Origin of the sequence: Microcosmobacter mediterraneus (genome assembly GCF_031846265.1) — a bacterium.
Taxonomy (GTDB): Bacteria; Bacteroidota; Bacteroidia; order Flavobacteriales; family Flavobacteriaceae; genus Microcosmobacter; species Microcosmobacter mediterraneus.
The window spans coordinates 281,623-300,862 of sequence record NZ_JAVRIA010000002.1 but is presented as its reverse complement, the minus strand read 5'-3'; the positions used below and the strand labels follow the sequence as shown (position 1 = coordinate 300,862).

Annotated in this window: 16 protein-coding genes and 1 tRNA gene; 11 read left to right on the top strand and 6 right to left on the bottom strand. The window is 32.3% G+C overall.

Annotated elements, in window-relative coordinates; all coding sequences use genetic code 11:
* Positions 1-13: 13 nt before the first annotated feature.
* Positions 14-622 (bottom strand): superoxide dismutase, encoded by a 609-nt coding sequence (locus RM697_RS04785; RefSeq protein WP_311426722.1) that lies wholly within the window; start codon positions 620-622, stop codon positions 14-16.
* A gap of 120 nt (positions 623-742) precedes the next feature.
* On the opposite strand from RM697_RS04785, the gene RM697_RS04780 reads away from it, so the two are divergent.
* The 5 genes from RM697_RS04780 to RM697_RS04760 all read left to right on the top strand — a co-directional run bounded on the left by RM697_RS04780 (position 743) and on the right by RM697_RS04760 (position 10,271).
* Positions 743-3,877, top strand: coding sequence for a UvrD-helicase domain-containing protein (locus RM697_RS04780; RefSeq protein WP_311426721.1), 3,135 nt, complete (start codon positions 743-745; stop codon positions 3,875-3,877).
* Between the two features lie 17 nt (positions 3,878-3,894).
* Positions 3,895-5,088 carry a glycine C-acetyltransferase gene (gene kbl, locus RM697_RS04775; protein ID WP_311426720.1) on the top strand — a complete coding sequence of 398 codons (1,194 nt, stop codon included), beginning with the start codon at positions 3,895-3,897 and terminating at the stop codon, positions 5,086-5,088.
* A 123-nt stretch (positions 5,089-5,211) separates the two neighbouring features.
* On the top strand, positions 5,212-6,618 hold the full coding sequence (locus RM697_RS04770; protein ID WP_311426719.1) for an OmpA family protein: 1,407 nt from the start codon (positions 5,212-5,214) through the stop codon (positions 6,616-6,618).
* Positions 6,619-6,687: 69 nt separating this feature from the next.
* Positions 6,688-9,435: a PD-(D/E)XK nuclease family protein gene (locus RM697_RS04765; RefSeq protein ID WP_311426718.1), complete on the top strand. Its 2,748-nt coding sequence runs from the start codon at positions 6,688-6,690 to the stop codon at positions 9,433-9,435.
* Positions 9,432-10,271, top strand: a complete 840-nt coding sequence (locus RM697_RS04760; protein ID WP_311426717.1) for an alpha/beta hydrolase family protein — start codon at positions 9,432-9,434, stop codon at positions 10,269-10,271. Before RM697_RS04765 ends, RM697_RS04760 begins: the two co-directional genes overlap by 4 nt.
* A 13-nt stretch (positions 10,272-10,284) precedes the next feature.
* Here RM697_RS04760 and RM697_RS04755 read toward each other — a convergent pair.
* Positions 10,285-10,358: transfer RNA gene (locus RM697_RS04755), tRNA-Ala, on the bottom strand.
* A 7-nt stretch (positions 10,359-10,365) separates the two neighbouring features.
* On the bottom strand, positions 10,366-11,160 hold the full coding sequence (locus tag RM697_RS04750) for a universal stress protein (protein WP_311426716.1): 795 nt from the start codon (positions 11,158-11,160) through the stop codon (positions 10,366-10,368).
* A 57-nt stretch (positions 11,161-11,217) separates the two neighbouring features.
* On the opposite strand from RM697_RS04750, the gene RM697_RS04745 reads away from it, so the two are divergent.
* The 4 genes from RM697_RS04745 to RM697_RS04730 all read left to right on the top strand — a co-directional run bounded on the left by RM697_RS04745 (position 11,218) and on the right by RM697_RS04730 (position 14,490).
* Positions 11,218-11,718 carry a GNAT family N-acetyltransferase gene (locus RM697_RS04745; protein WP_311426715.1) on the top strand — a complete coding sequence of 167 codons (501 nt, stop codon included), beginning with the start codon at positions 11,218-11,220 and terminating at the stop codon, positions 11,716-11,718.
* Positions 11,715-13,049, top strand: coding sequence for an MATE family efflux transporter (locus RM697_RS04740; protein ID WP_311426714.1), 1,335 nt, complete (start codon positions 11,715-11,717; stop codon positions 13,047-13,049). Before RM697_RS04745 ends, RM697_RS04740 begins: the two co-directional genes overlap by 4 nt.
* Positions 13,050-13,178: 129 nt before the next feature.
* Positions 13,179-13,631 carry a 6-pyruvoyl trahydropterin synthase family protein gene (locus RM697_RS04735; protein ID WP_311426713.1) on the top strand — a complete coding sequence of 151 codons (453 nt, stop codon included), beginning with the start codon at positions 13,179-13,181 and terminating at the stop codon, positions 13,629-13,631.
* Positions 13,632-13,734: 103 nt separating this feature from the next.
* Positions 13,735-14,490: a UDP-2,3-diacylglucosamine diphosphatase gene (locus RM697_RS04730; RefSeq protein WP_311426712.1), complete on the top strand. Its 756-nt coding sequence runs from the start codon at positions 13,735-13,737 to the stop codon at positions 14,488-14,490.
* Here RM697_RS04730 and RM697_RS04725 read toward each other — a convergent pair.
* From RM697_RS04725 to RM697_RS04715, 3 genes are read right to left on the bottom strand one after another with little or no spacing between them, the layout of a single operon-like run.
* Positions 14,487-15,761: an MFS transporter gene (locus RM697_RS04725; RefSeq protein WP_311426711.1), complete on the bottom strand. Its 1,275-nt coding sequence runs from the start codon at positions 15,759-15,761 to the stop codon at positions 14,487-14,489. The two genes, RM697_RS04730 and RM697_RS04725, sit on opposite strands and share 4 nt — an antisense overlap.
* Positions 15,762-15,765: 4 nt before the next feature.
* Positions 15,766-17,460: a single-stranded-DNA-specific exonuclease RecJ gene (gene recJ, locus RM697_RS04720; protein WP_311426710.1), complete on the bottom strand. Its 1,695-nt coding sequence runs from the start codon at positions 17,458-17,460 to the stop codon at positions 15,766-15,768.
* A 12-nt stretch (positions 17,461-17,472) separates the two neighbouring features.
* Positions 17,473-17,889, bottom strand: coding sequence for an OsmC family protein (locus tag RM697_RS04715; protein WP_311426709.1), 417 nt, complete (start codon positions 17,887-17,889; stop codon positions 17,473-17,475).
* Positions 17,890-17,955: 66 nt separating this feature from the next.
* Here RM697_RS04715 and RM697_RS04710 point away from each other — a divergent pair, with 66 nt between their 5' ends.
* Both RM697_RS04710 and pth read left to right on the top strand, forming a co-directional pair.
* The gene (locus RM697_RS04710; protein WP_311426708.1) at positions 17,956-18,546 is read left to right on the top strand and encodes a carboxymuconolactone decarboxylase family protein; all 591 of its coding nucleotides are present in this window, start codon (positions 17,956-17,958) and stop codon (positions 18,544-18,546) included.
* 69 nt (positions 18,547-18,615) lie between these two features.
* Positions 18,616-19,182: an aminoacyl-tRNA hydrolase gene (gene pth, locus RM697_RS04705; protein WP_311426707.1), complete on the top strand. Its 567-nt coding sequence runs from the start codon at positions 18,616-18,618 to the stop codon at positions 19,180-19,182.
* Positions 19,183-19,240: the final 58 nt, after the last annotated feature.

Here is a 19,240-nt window from a genome sequence, read left to right as displayed (position 1 = left end):
TGTATACTATGATTTATTTTGCTTCTGAATAACGACGCTCAACTTCGTTCCAGTTTACGACATTAAAAAAGGCCGAAATATAATCTGGTCTTCTGTTTTGGTAGTTGAGGTAATAGGCATGTTCCCAGACATCTAATCCTAAAATTGGAGTTCCGCCACAAGATACACCTGGCATCAATGGATTATCTTGGTTTGGTGTAGAGCATACTTCTACTTTTCCGCCTTTATGAACACACAACCAAGCCCAACCAGAACCAAATTGAGTTGCAGCTGCTTTAGAAAATGCTTCAATAAATGAGTCTTTAGAACCAAAAGCAGCTTCTATAGCATCTTTTAATTCTCCAGAAAGGTAACCTCTATCTTCAGGATTCATAACATCCCAAAATAAGCTGTGATTGTAAAATCCACCTCCATTATTTCTTACACCAGCATTAGACATATCTAAATTTGTTAAGATATCGTTTATAGATTTATCTTGTAAATCAGTGCCATCAATAGCTGCATTAAGTTTATTGGTATAACCATTATGATGTTTAGAGTGGTGAATTTCCATTGTGCGCGCATCAATATGTGGTTCTAAAGCATCGTAAGCATATTTTAATTTTGGTAATTCAAAAGCCATAATATTTGTTTTAAGTTATTATTTAATTTCTATCAAATTTACGACATTGTAAGAAAATTTTAGATAATGAATTATTAAGATTCTTTATTTGATTATAAAATTTATCATTGATTGAATAATTTGAGCTTTACCATATACAATGCATCAGCTGGAAGCGGTAAAACGTTCACCTTGGTTAAACAGTACTTAAAGCTTATCCTTTCGGCAAAAAATCCGCTTTATTTTAAATATGTATTAGCATTAACTTTTACTAACAAGGCAGTTAATGAAATGAAATCTAGAATATTGGAGAATTTGAAAACATTTTCTAAACTAGAAACATCAGTAAATTCTGATCCAATGTTTAAGGTATTATCCGAGGAGTTAAATATGACTTCCGAGGATTTAAGATCAAAATCTAAATTAATTTTAGAAACCATACTTCATAATTATGCCTCATTTGATGTATCTACTATTGATAAATTTAACCACAGGTTAATTAGAACATTTGCACATGATTTGCAATTGCCTGGTAATTTTGAAGTAGAATTAGATCAGGATAGTTTATTACAAAAGGCTGTTGAAAATCTATTATTAAAGGCAGGAGAAGACGAGGTGCTTACAAAACTTTTAGTTGATTTTTCTATTGAAAAAGCAGATGATGATAAAAGTTGGGATATTGGTTACGATTTTAAGAAAATAGCTAAACTTTTAGTGAATGAAAACGACCTAAAACATGTTGATGATTTAAAGCACAAAACACTAAAAGATTTTGGTAGATTAAGAACTTATTTATCTCATAAAATTGCACAAGTAGACCTACAAATTGTAAGCGAAGCAGAGAGTGCACTGACTTTAATAGATGAAAGCGGATTAGAGTTTAATGATTTTTCAGGAAGTTATTTACCAAAACATTTTTCTAATCTAGCTTATAAAAAATACAACATCAATTTTGAAGCCAAATGGCAGAATGACATCGAAACAAAAGTACTTTATCCTAAACGTGTTACTAATGATATTGCTGAGGTCGTTAAGGCTATTCAACCTCAATTAGCTAAAAGTTTTAAAGCATCAAAATTAGCAGTATTTAATTTCAAGTTTTTAAACGCTATTTATAAAACCATCACACCATTATCAGTTTTAAATGCTATTAATACTGAGCTAAACAGAATTAAAGAAGAGGATAACAAACTTTTAATTTCTGAATTTAATACTATTATCAGCAATGAAATTAAAGACCAACCAACACCTTATATTTATGAGCGTTTAGGCGAAAAATACAAACATTACTTTATTGATGAGTTTCAGGACACATCACAATTACAATGGCAAAATTTACAACCTTTAGTTTCTAATGCGTTAGAACAAGAGCAGTTTGGAGATAGAGGTTCTTTACTTCTAGTTGGTGATGCTAAGCAAGCTATTTATAGATGGCGAGGAGGTTATGCTGAACAGTTTATTAATCTTTTTAATAAAACAGAACACCCTTTTTCTATAGAGCAAAATTTAGTTAATCTCAACACTAATTACAGGAGTAGTGAAGCTGTTGTGAACTTTAACAATGGTTTTTTTAATTACATAGCTAATCACCTATTTTCTAATCAGGTTTATAGTAATTTATATAAAGATGCAACTCAAAAACCTTATCATAGCACTAAAGGTTATGTTAATATTGAATTTTTAGATTTAGCTAAGGATGATGATAAGTATCTCTTATATTCAGAAAAGGTTTATGATAGAATCATCGAATCTTTAGAGCTTGGTTATCATAAAAAAGATATTTCAGTATTAGTGAGACGAAAAGCAGAAGGTTTAGCCATTTCAGAATATTTATCATCTAAAGGTGTGTCAATTTTATCCTCTGAAACACTGTTGCTTAAAAATTCAGACCAGGTAAGGTTTATAAATAATGTATTAAAATTTATAGTGGAACCTGAAGATCTTGAAGCTAAAATAGTAGTGTTACAATTTATTTCAAAACGTTTAAAAATTGAAAACCCACACAACTTTTTTAAAGAGTTCATAAATGAAGAGCAAGAATCCTTTTTTAAAGAACTTAATAATTTAGGTTTTACGATAGAATTTAAAAAGCTACAACTTTTATCACTATATGATTTGGTAGAATTATTAATAAGAACATTTATAGAGCCCAAAAATGTTGATGCGTATTTACAGTCTTATTTAAATGAAGTTTTTAGCTTTTCAGAAAAGAAAGGAAATGACATCAATGGGTTTTTAGAATACTTTCAACTCAAAGACAATAATTTAGCAATTACTTCAGCAGAAGCTTTAGATGCCGTTAAAATTATGACTATTCATAAGTCAAAAGGCTTAGAGTTTCCTGTGGTTATTTATCCTTTTGCAGAGATTGATATTTACAGAGAAAAAGATGCCAAAACATGGTTTCCTTTAAGCGATGAAGACTATGAAGGATTTGAAAAAACATTGATAAATTATAATAAAGACATCAAATACTTTGGAGCTGTTGGTGAGCAAATTTACAATAGCCACCAGGCCGAATTAGAGTTAGATAATATTAACTTACTCTACGTAACATTAACCAGAGCTAAAGAACAATTGTATATAATTTCAAAACTAGATGTAAATAAAAATCAAGAACCTAATACTACTACTTATGCAGGACATTTAATTAATTATTTGCAAAAAGAAGGATTATGGGATGCCAATAAAGTTTCTTATTCGTTTGGTGCTAAAACTAACAAAACAACTCCTAGTTTAGATTCTGTTGCAACTACTGTTCAAGATGAATTCATCTCTTGTTCTATATCGGAGCACGATATCAATATCGTTACTAAATCCGGATTACTTTGGGATACTACTCAACAAAAAGCTATTGAACGTGGTAATCTTATCCATGATATTATGGCAAATATTATAACTCAAAATGATATTGTATTTGTTCTCAATCGTTATGTAGATACAGGCAAAATTGATAAAAATCAATATAAAGTATTTGATAGTTTAATTACTGAAATATGTACGCACCCTAAACTATGTGTCTATTTTAATAATAAACTAAAGGTCTATAATGAAAAAGATATTATGACTGATAAAGGTGAATTTATAAGGCCAGATAAATTAGTAATGATGTCAGAAAACACATCAGTTTTAATAGATTATAAGACTGGAGAACATAATGTGAAACATGATAACCAACTCCTAAATTATCAGAAAATCATTGAACAGATGGGAGTTAAGGTTTTACGTAAAATTCTAATCTATATAAATGAGGAAGTTACCATAAAAGAATTTTAAATTTGTAAAAAAACACCATGTACGGAACTATAAAAGAACATTTACAACAAGAGTTACAAAACATAAAGAGTGAAGGTCTTTTTAAGGAAGAACGCATTATAACCTCTTCTCAAGGTGCAGAGATAACCCTAAGCACAGGCGAAACTGTTCTTAATTTTTGCGCAAATAATTATTTAGGCTTATCCTCACATCCAGAGGTTATCCAAGCAGCTAAAGATACAATGGATACACATGGTTTTGGGATGTCTTCGGTACGATTTATATGTGGAACTCAAGACATTCATAAAACCTTAGAACAGAAAATAGCAGAATTTTACGGTACAGAAGACACAATATTATACGCTGCGGCTTTTGATGCTAATGGAGGCGTTTTTGAGCCACTATTGGGTAAGGAAGATGCTATAATTTCAGATTCTTTAAATCATGCCTCAATTATTGATGGTGTAAGATTATGTAAAGCAGCTAGATATCGTTATCAAAACAACAACATGGATGACCTAGAGGAAAAGCTTAAAGAAGCCAATGCAAATAATAACAGGTTTAAAATTATTGTAACCGACGGTGTGTTTTCAATGGATGGATTATTAGCGCCTTTAGATAAAATTTGTGATTTAGCAGAACAATATAATGCTATGGTTATGATAGACGAATGCCACGCCACAGGATTTATTGGAAAAACAGGTCGAGGCACTTTAGAGAAAAAAAATGTGATAGATCGTATTGATATTATTACAGGAACTCTAGGTAAAGCTCTAGGAGGTGCCATGGGAGGTTACACTACTGGTAAAAAAGAAATCATAGAAATGTTACGTCAACGCTCTAGACCGTATTTATTTTCTAATTCTTTAGCACCTGCCATTGTTGGTGCTTCCATCAAAGTATTTGATATGTTAGCTAACGACACATCTTTAAGAGATCAGTTGGAGTGGAATACCAATTATTTTAAAAATGGATTAATAGAAGCGGGTTTTGATGTCATTAATGGTGATTCTGCTATTGTACCAGTAATGCTCTATGATGCTAAGCTTTCTCAAACCATGTCAAATATGCTTTTAGCAGAAGGGATTTATGTTATAGGATTCTTCTATCCCGTAGTACCAAAGGGAAAAGCGAGAATTAGAGTTCAGCTATCAGCATCACATGCTAAGGAACATTTAGACAAGGCAATAGCTGCGTTTAAAAAAGTCGGTGGAGCTTTAGAGATCATTTAAATTTATGAAAAAGCCCTATTTATAAGGGTAATATCAATATTTTTATATATTTGTCTTTGTTAATAAGATTTAACAACTTACTTTTGTTCATAATTAACACTTAAAAATTAAATTATTTTGAATATGAAAAATCTTAGCAGATTATTTTTCGCTATGACTCTTTTACTTGCTGTAAGCATATCTTACGGACAAGACAAGAACAATCCATGGGCTTTTGGATTGGGCGTTAATGCAGTTGATCTTTATCCTGTAGGAGAAGATAGCCCTAGAGGTGCCTATTTTGATGAATATTTTAACGCAAATGACCACTGGAATATTCTTCCAGCTCCTTCTGTGGTTTCAGTATCTAGATACATTTCAGATGGATTTACATTTACTGCTCAAGGTTCATTGAACAGGATAAACAAAATTGGAACTAATGACTTTATGGGAGTAACATCTCCTGCAACTGCACCTAACCTTACCTATTTTGCAGTTGATGGTTTAGTGTCTTATAGTTTCATGAATATTATTAATTCTCAAAAATTAGATCCATTTATCGGTATTGGTGGTGGTTATACTTGGGTTGATGATATAGGCTTCGGAACATTAAACGGTTCTTTAGGTTTAAAATATTGGTTAAATGATAATTTTGGTTTAACTGCCCAATCTACTTACAAGCATGCATTTGATGATTTTGCTGATGGTGGAGATGGCGCAAAACATTTTCAACACTCAGTAGGTTTTGCTGTTAGATTTGGTGGAACTGATACTGATGGCGATGGTATTTATGATCAAGATGATGCTTGTCCAGATGTTGCTGGTTTAGAGGCGTTCAATGGTTGTCCAGATTCAGATAACGATGGTATTGAAGACTCTAAAGACGATTGTCCTAATGAAGCTGGTTTAGCTGAGTTCAATGGTTGCCCTGATGCAGATGGTGATGGTATTAAAGATGGTGACGACAAATGTCCAACGACTCCAGGATTAGCATCTTTAGCTGGTTGTCCTGATGCAGATGGTGATGGTGTTGCAGATGGTGATGATAACTGTCCTAATGAAGCAGGTCCTTCAGCAAATAATGGTTGCCCTTGGCCAGACACAGATGGTGATGGTGTTTTAGATAAAGATGATCAATGTCCTAACGAAGCAGGAGAAGTTGCTAATAATGGTTGCCCTAAAGTAGAGCCAACTCCAGAAGTAATGAAGCAGTTAAATGACTATGCTAGAACTATTTTGTTCAACACAGGTAAATCTTCATTAAAGAAGGCTTCTGATGTAACTTTAAACGCCATGGTAGCTATCTTAAAAGAATATCCTAAAGCTAAGTTTGAATTAGATGGATATACTGATAGTGTAGGTTCTGCTAAAAGTAACCAGTTATTATCTGAAAGAAGAGCAAATGCAGTTAGAGATTATTTAATTGCTAACGGTATTGGTGAGGATAGATTAGTTGCAAAAGGATTTGGTGAAGAAAATCCAATTGACACTAACAAAACAAGAGCTGGTAGAGCTAATAATAGACGTGTAGAAGTAAAAGTTATTAAATAATAAAGTTTTATAACTTAACTAAATAATAAAAAACGCTCCGATTTTCGGAGCGTTTTTTATTTTTACTACATGAAGAGTTTTATAGCTACTGTATTAAAAGATTTAAAATCTAAAGATCAAAACTTTTCAGAATTAGTATTTATCCTTCCCTCTAAAAGAGCTGGCAGTTACTTAAAAAAAGAATTAGGTAATATTACAGTTAAAACTGAGTTTGCACCTCAGATTATTTCTATTGAAGACTTCGTAAAAGATATATCTGGTTTAGATTCTATTACTTCAATAGAGTCTTTATTTTACTTTTATAAAGCTTACCTTTCTATTACAAAAAAGGATCAGGTTGAAAGTTTTGATAGCGTTGCATCTTGGGCACAACTTTTAATTGCCGATTTTAATGAGATAGATAGATTTTTAGTAGAGTCAAAATCAATTTTTAATTACCTAAGCTCTATTAAAGAGATGAATTCTTGGAATTTAGATGGAGAGCAAACTGATGCAGTAAAAAACTATTTAGACTTTTGGAAGAAAATTGAAGTTTATTATAGTGTTTTTAACGATCAATTGCTTAAAGATTCTAAAGGTCATCAAGGTTTAATTTATAGACAAGCAATAGATCATTTAGAGAGTTACGTAGCTTCTCAACAACAAACTCTACATCATGTATTTGTAGGATTTAATGCACTAAATAAAGCTGAGGAAATCTTAATTAATGAACTTTTAAAACAAGATTTAGCCTCAATCTATTGGGATATAGACTCCGAGTTTTTAGATAATAAATATCATGATGCTGGATTATTTATTAGACAATATAAATCTCAATGGAATATTTTTAAAACCAAGACATTTAATTGGGTTTCCAATAATTATATAGAGAATAAAAACATAAAAATTAGTGGTTGTTCAAAAGAAATTGGACAAGTAAAATATGTGGCAGAAATTTTAAGTAATCTTATAAAAGAAGGTGATAACCTAGAGAGTACAGCCATTATTCTGGGAGACGAAAGCCTTTTGCTGCCCTTACTTAACTCGCTTCCAAAAGCTGTCAATAAGCTTAATATTACAATGGGTTTACCATTAAAGAATTCTCCACTATCCTTTTTGTTTGACACGCTATTTAAGATTCACAAAAAAGGTTCAGATAGTTTTTATTATAAAGATATCAATTCAATACTTCAGCATCCAGCACTTCAATCAATTGAGAATTTTAGTAGCCTTACTAAACACATTAAAGAGAAAAATATTACGTATCTAAGTCTTAATTATTTACAGGTAAATAATTTTAAGTTCAACACCAAATTAATCAAGTTGCTTTTTTCAAAATGGAACGATAATCCTTCGCAAGCTCTGGATTATATGCTTGAGTTAGTGAATATAATCAAAACTAATTTGACTAAAACTGCAGATAAAAATAAAGTTGAATTAGAATTTCTATATAATTTTTATACCATTTTTAATGAACTTAAATCTATTCTTTCAAAACATAACTACATCAATTCTATTAAAGAATTACATAATCTTTTTAAAGAATTAGTAAGCTCTGAGACTGTAGATTTTGAAGGTGATCCATATAGTGGCTTACAAATTATGGGCATGTTAGAATCTAGAGTGCTCGATTTTGAAACTGTAATTATCACCTCTGTCAACGAAGGTGTTTTACCAGCAGGTAAAACCAATAACTCCTTTATTCCTTTTGAAGCCAAACTAAGCAATAGTTTACCAACGTATAAAGAAAAAGACGCTGTTTACACCTATCATTTTTATAGACTTTTACAACGAGCTAAAGATGTATATATAACTTACAATACTGAACCTGATATTTTAAAGGGAGGTGAAATGAGCAGATTTATTAGGCAACTAGAATTTGAAGGAGTTCACAGTATTACTCATAATATTATCTCAACTAAGGTTAATCCTCAAGATCAATCATTAGTAGAAATTCAAAAAGATGAAGCGCTTTTAAATGATCTCAAGGCAGTGGCTGAAACTGGATTTTCACCTTCTAGTTTAACAAACTATATTCGTAACCCTATTGATTTTTATAATCAAACATTATTAAAAATAAATACGTTTGATGATGTTGAAGAAACAGTTGCTAGTAACACGTTTGGTAATATCATTCATAAATCTCTAGAGGAAATTTACACGCCTTTTATAGGAACAAAACTAACAGCTGAAGCGTTAACTAGCCAAACATCTTCCATAAAAAAAATAGTAACTCATTATTTTGAAAAGGAATATAAAAAAGAAGATTATTTAAAGGGAAAAAACTTATTGAGTTTTGAAATTGCCCAACGCTATATTGAAAATTTCATTAAACAAGAAATAGAAGATATAAAAGCAGGAAATAACATTACAATTGTAGCTCTAGAAAAGCGCCTTACAACTCAATTAGATTATAAAGAATTACCGTTTCCAGTTCATTTAAAAGGTTTTGTAGATAGAATAGACACCTATAATAATTCGCTTAGGATCATAGATTATAAAACTGGTAAAGTAGAGCAAAACCAAGTTGAGGTTATAAATTGGGAGGACTTAAATTCAGATTACTCCAAGTATAGTAAAAGTTTTCAGGTATTAATGTACGCCTACATATATACTCAATCAACATTAAATAAAATGCCGTTAGAAGCTGGTATAATTTCATTTAAAAACTTAAAAAGTGGCTTTCTAAAATTTTCTAAGAAAGACAAACCTGGAGCCTATGCTCATAAAGAAACTATAATTAGTAAAGACATCTTAAAGGAGTTTTCAAATCAATTGAAAGCACTTATACTTGAAATTTTTAATCCTGAAATACCATTTACTGAGAAAGAACTATGATTATTTCAAAAAATAACGTTTTAAAAAGAGTCAATAACAAGCCTATACTTTGGGATTTGTTCTATGTAAATTCAAAAGACAAATTACCATTAATTATTTTTTGTCATGGGTATAAAGGCTTTAAAGATTGGGGCGCTTGGGATTTAGTTGCTAAAGCATTTGCTATTTATGGCTATTGCTTTTTGAAGTTTAATTTTTCTCATAATGGAGGAACAGTAGATCAACCTATTGATTTTCCAGATTTACAAGCCTTTGGGAATAACAATTACACAAAAGAGCTCGAGGATCTAGATGATGTATTGAATTTTTGTTTCACTAACGAAAGTTTTAAACGTAGTATTGATGTTAATAAAGTTATATTAATTGGTCATTCTCGTGGAGGAGGAATTGTAACCATAAAAGCCGCAGAAGACCCAAGAATTTCGCATTTAATAACTTGGGCTGGAGTTTGTGATTTTAGTAAAAGAACAGCCACTGCAGGAAATCTTCAGCAATGGAAAACTGAAGGTGTAAAGTATGTGGTCAATGGAAGAACAAAACAGCAAATGCCTCATTATTATCAATTTTATGAGGATTATATTCAGAATAAAGAGCGATTAGATATAGAAAAGGCCTGTAAAAAAATTACTATTCCTCATTTAATTGCTCATGGTATAGATGATCCTTCAGTGAAGTTTAATGAAGCTGAACAATTACATGCTTGGAATCCTAAAAGTGTTCTGCAACCTATTAAGAAATGTGATCATGTATTTAACACAAAACATCCTTGGGAAAAAGAGAAGTTGTCTGAAGAATTAAAGTTTTTAGTCAACCAATCCATTATGTTTATAATGTAACAATACTCATTTGTGGAGAAGATGGGACTCGAACCCACGACCTCTTGACTGCCAGTCAAGCGCTCTAGCCAGCTGAGCTACATCCCCAAATTAATCACTCTGTTTCTTTTAAAACCAAAAGAGGCAATCTGCTCTCAAAATCAACTTTTTTAATAATATTCTGCTCCCAGAGTTTTTTAAAGAAACCACGTTTACGTCTAAACACACAAATTAAATCAGGATTTTTTGCGTTTAAATGTTCTAATACACCTTGAAATAGCGTTGCATTTTCTGAGCTATTATACGATGAAGTTATGGCAGCTAAATCACTATAAAATTCTAAATCTTCGGGTAAAAAATCAGGTGTTTTTACTTGTAGCAAATGCATTCTAGCTTGCATGTTGTTTATTATAAATAATAAAGGTTTTAAAGCATTTGAGTTTTTAATTACACCAGATTTAATAGCAGTTAAAACTCTTTTTATAGGTTTAAAGCCATAGTTTTCAGGTACAATTAAAACCGGAATATCGGTTTGTTTTATAATACCACCAGAGGTTCGTCCTAAAAATAATTCCTCACCCAAATCATTAGGTCTTGGACCAACAACAATAAGATCAACACCTAGTTTGTCATTAACAGCAGTTACAGCATCTATAACATCTCCTTTAGCAGCAATTATTTTTATGTCTACACCTTTAGTATCAATACGTTCTATCATGTCCTCCAAAAACTGTTTACGTTCTCGCGCAACAATATCATCAACGTTTATTATAGTTCCAGCAGTTTTAGGAATATAATAAGCGTTTAAAACATAAAGTACAGCATTGATTTCTTTTGCAAAATCTACAGCATATTGTAATGTGTTTTTACTATTCTCTGAGGATCCTAAAGGGACTATTATATTTTTCATCTTATAAAGATTAATAACCTAATTTTGTCAAATGTTAAGCAAAGGTAATTATTCTCTATGATAAGAAAAGCGACTAAACAAGATATTAATACTATTATGCTCATAACCAAAGCATGCGCCAAACACATGCAAGCTAAAGGCATCTTTCAATGGAACGAGTATTATCCTAATCGCGATGCATTTATAAACGATGTAGAAAGAAGAGAATTGTATGTTTTAGAAATAGATCAACTCCTAATGGGTTGTGTGGTTATTTCAACCTTTATGGATAAAGAATATGAGCCTATACAATGGCTTACCAAAAGCAATAATAATATTTATATTCATAGATTATGTATTCATCCAAATCAACAAGGAAAAGGGTATGCACAACATCTTATGGAATTTGCCGAAACTTATGCAAAAGAGCATAATATCAATTCAATTCGTTTAGATACGTTTTCACAGAACAACCGAAATCAAAAATTTTATGAGAAACGTGGATATGAGCGTTTAGATGATATTTATTTTCCAAAACAAAGTGAACATCCTTTTCACTGTTACGAGTTAGTCTTGTGAATTCATCCATTTCATTTAAACATATTAACAAGCTTGCTATTCCTGCATTAATCTCAGGGATTTCAGAACCAATCTTATCGATCACAGATACAGCTATTGTAGGTAATATGGATTTTAACGCTGTAGAATCTCTAGCAGCAGTTGGTATTGTTGGCACCTTTTTATCTATGCTTATCTGGATTTTAGGACAAACTAGAAGCGCAATATCATCAATTATTTCTCAGTATTTAGGAGCAGATAATTTAGAATCTGTAAAAAATTTACCAGCTCAAGCCATTTTTATTATTACTGCATTTAGCCTGTTGATAATTACTATTACTTACCCTTTTGCCTCTCAAATATTTGAGCTTTACAATGCCTCAGGTCTTATTTTAGAGTATTCTGTAGACTATTACAGAATTCGTGTTTTCGGATTTCCTTTCACCTTGTTTGTAATTGCTGTTTTCGGTACGTTTAGAGGATTACAAAACACGTTCTACCCAATGATTATAGCATCAATTGGAGCATTAGTAAATATAGTTTTGGATTTTATTTTGGTCTACGGAATTGAAGACCTAATACCAGCAATGCACATTAAAGGAGCAGCTTATGCAAGTGTTATAGCTCAATTACTCATGGCAGTACTTTCAGCATATTATTTAGTAAAAAAAACATCTATATCGCTAAAACTTAGTCTTCCTTTTAATGCAGAGATACCACGATTCTTAAGTATGATTGGAAATTTATTTATTAGAACATTAGCCTTAAATATTACATTGTATTTTGCTACCAGACTCGCCACAGGTTATGGCACATCTTATATAGCAGCGTATACTATTGCTATTAATTTATGGTTTTTTGCCGCATTTTTTATAGATGGTTATTCTAGTGCAGGTAATATTTTATCAGGTAAACTTTATGGAGCAAACGACTATATTTCATTAGTTAAACTAAATAAGCGACTAATAAAAATAGGGATTGTAGTTGGTATAATCCTAGCAATAATAGGTGTGCTATTTTATAATCACTTTGGGCTACTATTTACCAAAGAGCAAGCAGTTTTAGATCATTTCTATGAAGTATTCTGGATTGTACTACTTATGCAACCCATTTGTGCAATAGCATTTATTTTTGATGGTGTATTTAAAGGCTTAGGACGCATGGAAGATTTAAGAAATGTATTATTATTATCCACGTTATTAGTATTTCTTCCTGTAGTGTTCTTGCTAGATTATTTCAACTATAAACTACAAGGTATATTTATAGCTATAACCTTTTGGATGATTGCACGGAGTGTACCATTATATCTAAAATTCAAGAAACTGTTTTTGCAAAGTTCACAAAAGCAGTAACTTTGACGCATAATAGTATAAGTAAAAAACTATGGATATAATGTCTTTTTTAAGCGGGTCAGGGTTGTTTCTTATTCTCGGAATTGCACTCGTCGTTGTATATTTTATCAATCGTAATAAACGTCGTTAATGAGTAAAATTAGAATTACAAAACAGTTTTCCTTTGAGACTGGTCATGCACTTTATGGTTACGATGGTAAATGCAAAAACGTACATGGTCATAGTTACAGATTAGATGTAACTGTGATAGGCCAACCAATTTCAGACAGCACACATGTAAAATTTGGTATGGTTATAGATTTCAGTGATTTAAAAAAAATCGTTAAAGAAGAAATCGTGGATGTCTTTGATCACGCAACTGTATTTAATAAAAACACACCTCATGTAGAACTTGCTAAAGAATTAAAAGATAGAGGTCATAACGTACTGCTTGTCAATTACCAACCAACCAGCGAAATGATGGTTGTAGATTTTGCTGATAAGATAAAACAAAGACTACCAAGCAATATAAAATTGTACTCTCTCAAACTCCAAGAAACAGCAACGTCTTATGCAGAGTGGTATGCTTCAGATAATACTTAAGGCGTTACCTCAAGGGTCAGGCTATCGCTACTCGCTTTACAAAAAAATGTAAGAGCTCAAACAGACCGCTCTATCCTTAACGCAAAACTCGTTATATTTACACATGCAGATTCCTGAAGGAAAAAAAATATATTTCGCATCAGATAACCATTTAGGCGCACCAACAAAGCAAGCCTCATTACCTCGCGAAAAGAAATTTGTAGCATGGTTAGATGAGATTAAAAAGGATGCTGCAGTCATTTTTCTTCTAGGCGATTTGTTCGATTTTTGGATGGAATACAAACGTGTAGTTCCTAAAGGTTTTACTAGAACATTAGGTAAGCTTGCCGAAATAAGCGATTCAGGCATTCCAATTCATTATTTTGTTGGTAATCATGATTTATGGATGAATGGTTATTTTGAAGAAGAACTAGGAATTCCTGTCTATCACAAACCCAAAGAATTTACTTTTAATGACAAAACGTTTTTCATAGGCCATGGCGATGGTTTAGGCCCAGGAGATAAAGGTTACAAGCGCATGAAAAAGGTATTTACTAATCCTATTTGCAAATGGCTATTTAAACGTTTACTTCATCCTGATTTTGGTATGCGAATAGGACATTACATGTCTGTAAAGAACAAGCTGATTTCAGGTGATGACGATGCTAAGTTCCTTGGCGAAAATAATGAATGGCTAGTGCAGTATAGTAGGAAAAAGTTAGAAGAACAGCATCGAGACTATTTTGTGTTTGGGCATAGACATTTACCTTTAGATATCGACTTAGGGCATAATTCAAAATATATTAATCTAGGTGATTGGATCAGTTACTATACTTACGGTATTTTTGATGGTAAAAAGTTAGAGCTTAAAACGTATTAAGCGCTGTCGTCTTTTTCATGTTCTTCAACATCTTTTCTCAAATCTAATCGTCTAAATCCTGGAGATACTATAGCAGTCGTAATTACAGTTAGTATAGTCATAGATCCACCAAAAACCACAGCAGTAACCGTTCCCATAAGTTTTGCGGTTAAACCACTTTCAAAAGCACCAAGTTCATTAGAGGAACCAACAAACATAGAGTTGACAGAAGACACACGACCTCGCATATGGTCTGGTGTTTTTAATTGTAATATGGTTTGTCTAATAACCATAGAAACACCATCTGTAACACCGCTAAAAAACAAGGCACTAACAGACAGCCAAAAGGAGGTAGATAACCCAAATACAATAATGCAAATTCCAAATCCAAAAATGGCAATTAGCAATTTTAGTCCTGCGTTTTTACTTATAGGTAGATAAGCGGTTACTAACATGGTTAAAAAAGCACCAACTGAAGGCGCTGCAACTAAAATCCCAAATCCTTGAGGCCCAACTTTAAGAATATCTGTAGCAAATACAGCCAATAAGGCCACTGCTCCACCAAACAATACCGAAACCATATCTAAAGTTAAAGCACCTAAAATCGCTTTAGTTTTAAATACAAAGGACACACCCTCTTTTAGACTTTGAAAAATGGGCTCTCCTATCTTAGGATTAAGGATAGGCTTTTTAGTAATTTGAAAAAGAACAATAAAGGCTAAAACTACCAAGCCAAAAACAATACAAAGTGAAAGATTAACACCGATCCAACTTATACTAAATCCAGCAAATCCAACACCAAGAACACGAGACATTTGCCATGTTGAGCTGTTCCAAGTTGCAGCATTTGGATAAATTTTCTTAGGAACAATTAAAGCCACTAAAGAAAATACTGTTGGACTAAAAAAGGCACGTAAAAACCCACCAAAAAAAACAAGAGCATAAATAGAATATAGTATGGTGTTTTTAGACAAAGATGCCTCAACCGAATCTCTAGTTAACCAAAACAAACCAAAGCTAATTAAAGAAAAAGCTGCAATGCATTGTGCTAGTAAATTTCGTTTTTCGCGCTGATCTACAATGTGCCCAGCAAATAGCGCCATACCTAATGCTGGGATTATTTCCATTAGTCCAATAATTCCAAGGGATAAAGGGTCTTTAGTTAAAGCGTACACTTGCCATTCAATCACTATAAACTGCATAGACCAAGCAAATATTAAAGCAAACCTAACGATTAAGAAAATATTAAATTCTTTAATTCTAAGTGCTGCGTAAGGATCGTTTTTTGGCATTTAGTTATGATGCTTTTATGTCTTTTAATTTTAATTGAAGTGATGTTTGTCCGTTCCAATGATTTTCATCAATGGTATAGGCAATTTTAAATGGGTTGTTGTTTTTAATAAGTGAATGTTTATCTCCTAAGCCAAACCCAATACATACTATATTATCGTTAAAAGATTGTGTAGCAGTTAAACGTAAATGAGCGTTATCTTCACCAACGCATTTTCCATAACCAGTGTCGTTTACATTTTCGGTCATTAAAACAGGTGTCATATTTCCAGGGCCGAAAGGTGCAAATTGATTTAGTATTCTAAAGAGTCTATGATCAATTTGATTAAGCTCTATTTCTAAATCAATTTTTAATTCTGGCGTTAACAGTTTGGGATCAATAGTTTCTTTTACTACATCTTCAAATTTAGCTTTAAACGCTTCGTAATTTTCTGGTAATAAAGTGAGTCCTGCTGCATATTTATGACCTCCAAATTGTTCAATATATTCTGAGCAAGCCTCAAGAGCATTATAAACGTCGAATCCTTTAACTGATCTTGCAGATGCAGCTAATTTATCACCACTCTTTGTAAATACTAAGGTTGGTCTATAATAAGTTTCTGTTAATCTTGAAGCTACGATGCCAATAACACCTTTGTGCCAAGATTCATCATAAACAACAGTGGTGAATCGGTCTTGTTCGTTATCGTCTTTAATTAAATTTAAGGCTTCTTCTGTAATTCGTTTATCAGTTGCTCTTCTTTCTGTGTTATACTGATCAATGTCTATGGCGTATTCTGCGGCAAGGTTAAAATCGGTTTCTGTTAATAATGTTACAGCATGGTTTCCATGATTCATGCGTCCTGCAGCATTAATTCGTGGTGCAATGATAAAAACAACATCGATGATAGAAAGCACATCTTTATTTACTTCTTTGATTATGGCTTTCATACCTGGTCTGGGATTGGTATTAATAACTTCCAACCCTAAACTTGCTAATGCTCTGTTTTCATCAATAATAGGAACAATATCTGCACCAATAGCTGTAGCAACTAAGTCTAAATATTCTGCTAAATCTTCAACCGATTGGCCTTGTTTGGATGCTAAAGCAGAAATTAATTTAAACCCAACACCACAACCACAAAGTTCTTTAAACGGATAGTTGCAATCCTCTCGTTTTGGATCTAAAACTGCAACAGCATTAGGAATAGTATCTCCTGGTCTGTGATGATCGCAAATAATAAAATCGATACCTTTTTCTTTGGCGTAATCAATTTTTTCAATGGCTTTTATACCACAATCTAAAGCAATAATCAGCGTAAAATTATTGTCTTCAGCAAAATCAATACCTTGATAAGAAATACCATAACCTTCTTCATAGCGATCAGGTATGTAAGTGGCAATAGTATCTATTCTAGTTTTTAGATATGAAGATAATAAAGCCACAGAGGTAGTACCATCAACATCATAATCGCCATAAACTAAAATATTTTCATTTTTAAGAAGCGCAGCTTCGATACGCTCAACTGCCAAGTCCATATCCTTCATCAGAAAAGGATCGTGTAAATCATCAAAACTTGGTCTAAAAAAGGTCTTTGCTGCCTCGTATGTTTCAATGCCACGTTGCACTAACAAGCTAGCAACGATGTTATCTACATTAAGACTTTGTTTTAATTGGTCAACTTTTTTCGGATCTGGTTTTGGTTTAAGCGTCCATCTCATTTTTCTTTATTTCTAATGAAAAAATAGTTCTGTTTTTACTTCAGAGAATTGCCTAAACATTTCCATGACTCCACAATATTTGTCTATGGATAAATTTACAGCACGTTCACATTTTTTAGTATTTAAGTTTTCGCCGTAAAAGTGATAATTGACCGCAACAGTTTTGTAGTATCTTGGATGCTCATCTGTTAATTCCCCAGAAACTTCAATTTTAAAATCGTCTAATGTAATATTCATTTTATCTAAAATTGAAATGACATCTAAAGCAGAACAACCAGCTAAAGAGGATAACATCATGGCTTTAGGAGACAGTCCATAGCGTTTATCTTGCCCTTCGATAGAGGTATCCATAGTTACCATTTCACCACTTGGATTATCCGATTCAAAAGTTAATCCTCCTTTCCATTGTGTTGTAATTTTATCAGGCATATTCTTTTAGATTAAAAGTTAGAACTACTATCTTGTACAACCAAAAATACTATTAAAAATACAACTATGCCATTAGTAACACCATTGTCTCCAGATCATGATTTTGAAACCAAAGAATTAGCAGAATTTTTCAACGAAACATTAGGATTTTGCCCAAATTCTGTGCTTACGATGCAAAGACGACCAGCTATTAGTAAGGCTTTTATAAATTTGAATAAGGCAGTTATGGCTAATGAAGGTCGTGTAACCTCTGCCTTAAAACGTATGATCGCTTGGGTAAGTAGTAACTCTACAGGTTGCCGTTACTGCCAAGCACATGCTATTAGGGCTGCGGAACGCTATGGTGCTGAGCAAGAACAATTAGATAATATTTGGGAGTATAAAACCCATCCTGCATTTTCTGATGCAGAAAGGGCTGCTTTAGATTTCTCATTGGCAGCATCATTAGTACCTAATGCTGTAGATGAGACAATTAAAAACCGTTTGTACGAACATTGGAACGAAGGAGAAATAGTTGAAATGCTTGGTGTTATATCACTTTTTGGCTATTTAAATCGTTGGAATGACTCTATGGGAACTTCAATAGAAGAAGGTGCTGTTGAAAGTGGAGATCAATATTTAGGTAAGCATGGATGGAATAAGGGCAAACATGTTTAAGTTTTTATTATGTGCAGGCTTTTTAATTGGTTTAAATCTAAAGAAGTATTACCCTCAGAAGACCATGTTATGAAAAAATTTCTAATAGTTGGCTTAGGAAATATTGGTGCTGAATATGCTGAAACAAGACATAATATAGGGTTTAAAATACTTGACTATTTAGCGCATTCTGAAGATCTAACCTATGAAACAAAAAAGCTAGGAGATTTAACTAGTTATAAGTTTAAAGGAAGAACGTTTATTCTTCTAAAGCCAAGCACATACATGAATTTAAGTGGAAAAGCCGTAAAATACTGGCTTGAAAAAGAAAAAATTCCAATAGAGAATTTATTGGTAGTAACAGACGATCTTAATTTACCTTTTGGAACTCTTAGGTTAAAAACAAAAGGTAGTGATGGAGGACACAATGGATTAAAGGATATTCAGGATAAATTAAATACAACTAAGTACAATAGATTCCGCTTTGGAATCAGTGATAATTTCAGTAAAGGCAAACAAGTTGATTATGTATTAGGAAAGTGGTCTGAAACAGAAGAAAATAGCTTAAAAGAGCGCCTTAAACTGTCAAAAGAAGTCATTAAATCCTTTGGTTTATCAGGAACATCTAATACAATGAACACCTACAACGGTAAGTAATCGACAATATCTTCGACTTATCGATTTATCAATATGTTACATGTTAATTTTAACAATT